The organism is Leptolyngbya sp. BC1307 (assembly GCF_002286735.1).
Classification (GTDB): Bacteria; Cyanobacteriota; Cyanobacteriia; order Phormidesmidales; family Phormidesmidaceae; genus Phormidesmis.
In genome coordinates, this window is record NZ_NRTA01000116.1 from 1 (window position 1) to 2,115 (window position 2,115).

General features: G+C 55.1%; 3 protein-coding genes. 2 read left to right on the plus strand and 1 reads right to left on the minus strand.

What is annotated here, in order from left to right; translation table 11 throughout:
* Window positions 1-246: transposase (locus CKL79_RS22195; protein WP_170943920.1), on the plus strand; the 246-nt coding region annotated here is incomplete at its 5' end.
* 57 nt (window positions 247-303) lie between these two features.
* Here CKL79_RS22195 and CKL79_RS22200 read toward each other — a convergent pair.
* On the minus strand, window positions 304-1,020 hold the full coding sequence (locus CKL79_RS22200) for a dienelactone hydrolase family protein (RefSeq protein ID WP_240519038.1): 717 nt from the start codon (window positions 1,018-1,020) through the stop codon (window positions 304-306).
* A 260-nt stretch (window positions 1,021-1,280) separates the two neighbouring features.
* Between CKL79_RS22200 and CKL79_RS22205 the strand changes: the two genes are divergently transcribed.
* Window positions 1,281-2,015: an excalibur calcium-binding domain-containing protein gene (locus CKL79_RS22205; RefSeq protein ID WP_121971685.1), complete on the plus strand. Its 735-nt coding sequence runs from the start codon at window positions 1,281-1,283 to the stop codon at window positions 2,013-2,015.
* Window positions 2,016-2,115: the final 100 nt, after the last annotated feature.

The window sequence follows — 2,115 nt, forward strand, 5'->3', positions numbered from 1 at the left end:
CGGCGCATTGAGTTTTGCTACACCCCGAAGCATGGCAGTTGGCTGAATGTCGCAGAGAACGAGCTGAGCGCGATGACCCGTCAATGTGTTGACGGTAGACGATTCGAGGATATCGAAACCATCCGCAGCGAAATTGCGGCTTGGTCAACGGATATCAACAACACTCAACGAGGGGTTGACTGGCAAATGAAAGTTGAGGATGCTCGGTGTAAACTGATTTCCATTTATCCTCAAATTAAGCTCTGACGCTCCACTAGCTTCAAGTCTCTCCCCCATTTTTTCCACGCTTCTACATCGGTTTCTCTAAACAAACTGCGATTGCAGAGACCCCTGCGTCATGTCCCAGCCCCGCTCAGCGCTCAGCGGATTAAAAAACATGCCTGCTTCCCTGGCTTGAGCTTGCGGATTGGTAAAGGCATGACCAGTATGGCCAAACATATGAATCTGCCAGTCTGCTCCGTGCTGCGTCAGCTCATCGGCTAAGGCCACCGTTTGCTCAGGCGGGGCTAACGGATCTTCCCAGCCATGCAGCACCAGTACCGCTGCTCGAATCGTCTCAGCACCGGCCAACGGCGGCGGATCGTAAATGCCATGAAAGCTGACTACGGCACAGATATCTACCCCAGAGCGGGCTAAATCTAGCACGCACTTTCCTCCAAAGCAAAAGCCGATAGCTGCCACTTTGGTTTCATCCACTTGGGGCAGCTGGCAAATTGTCTTCATCGCTAGCTGCATATGCTTTAGCAGTAAAGCACGGTCATCATCGAGCACAGCCATCAGAGCGCTAGCCTCCTCTGGCGCAGTCGCCCGTTCTCCCTGCCCATAGATATCGATGGCAAACCCGACATAGCCTAGCGCGGCCAATAGTTCCGCCTTTTGCGTCTCAAAGCCAGACTGCCCTTTGAACGTCGGCGCGACCATCACCCCTGGCCTCGGCCCCGCCTGCGCAGTATCCCAGCTGGCAGTGCCTTCAAAAGTGCTATTGGCCTCTTCGTACACAAGCGGTTCGGTGACTATCACAGGGGTTGTTCTCAAAAGCGGCTCCATCTAGGCTATCAGAACCGATACTGTTCAAATGCCCACAGATGTAAGCTGCTGTGGTCTGAGCTAGTCCAGTTGCGGGGAATATCCCAAGCGATCGCCCAATCCGGCCTTCCTACAGTGGCTTCCATGAAGGCCGTAAAAAGCTGACTTCAAGCTTCGTTGATAGCGCACGGAAATGTCCGTTTTTCAGAGCACCTGTGCCGTAAATGGAGAACAGCGTCTATTAGAGTTTATTAATGTCGAAGCGTCAAAACAGCGGAAAGTGGTATCAGCAGAAGCGTTGGGTTATCGGCAGTTTGCTGCTCTTCCCACCGCTGGGTATTCCGCTACTGTGGCTGACCCGCTGGCCCCGTGCTGGTCAAATCGGCGGCTCTGTACTCTCAGGCATTCTCTTGCTATCTGTGCTGACCGGCGAAGCGAGCGAACCGGCCACTACCACCGCCCTCCCCGCAACTGTCGAAGCTCCCGAAGCCCCCACGCCAGCAGAACCTCCTGCTCCATCGCCTGCATATCAGGATGCGATCGCCGAAGCGACAGCGGCCACAGCAGAACTCGCTACCGCAGAGACTTCAGTAGACTGGGACAGTATTGCTGACAGATGGCAGAGCGCGATTGTCTCACTGGGAGACATCCCGATCAGCAGCGACGACGACAGCCAAGCGCAAGTGAAGCTAGCTGAGTACGAACGCAATTACGATTATGCGATCGCTCAGAAAACTGCTATTGAATCGGCGGCGGCGGCGGCAGTCGCACAGCAACAGGCAGAAGAACAGGCGGCAGTGCAGCAGCAGGTGGCCGCAGCAGCGGAAGCCCAAGCAGCGCTGTCGATTGTCGAGGCCCAAGGTGGTTATGTGAGCGGCACCTGCAAAGAACTCAAGGCCAGTGGCGTCGGCAGCGACTTTACGCCGGGGGATGCCAACTATACCTCAGCGCGAGATAGAGACGACGATGGTGTTGCCTGCGAGTCGTAAGGCCATCTGTTGTGTATGGTTAGAGTTGTCATCTGTCGTCATTCGCTCCGCTTTGCGCTCCTTTGTGTATAGACAAACCCGAGGTAGAAAACGCTTCCGT

Excerpts from the sequence above, each read along its gene's own strand:
- CKL79_RS22205 (WP_121971685.1), top strand. The coding sequence starts at position 1,281 with ATGTCGAAGCGTCAAAACAGCGGAAAGTGGTATCAGCAGAAGCGTTGG.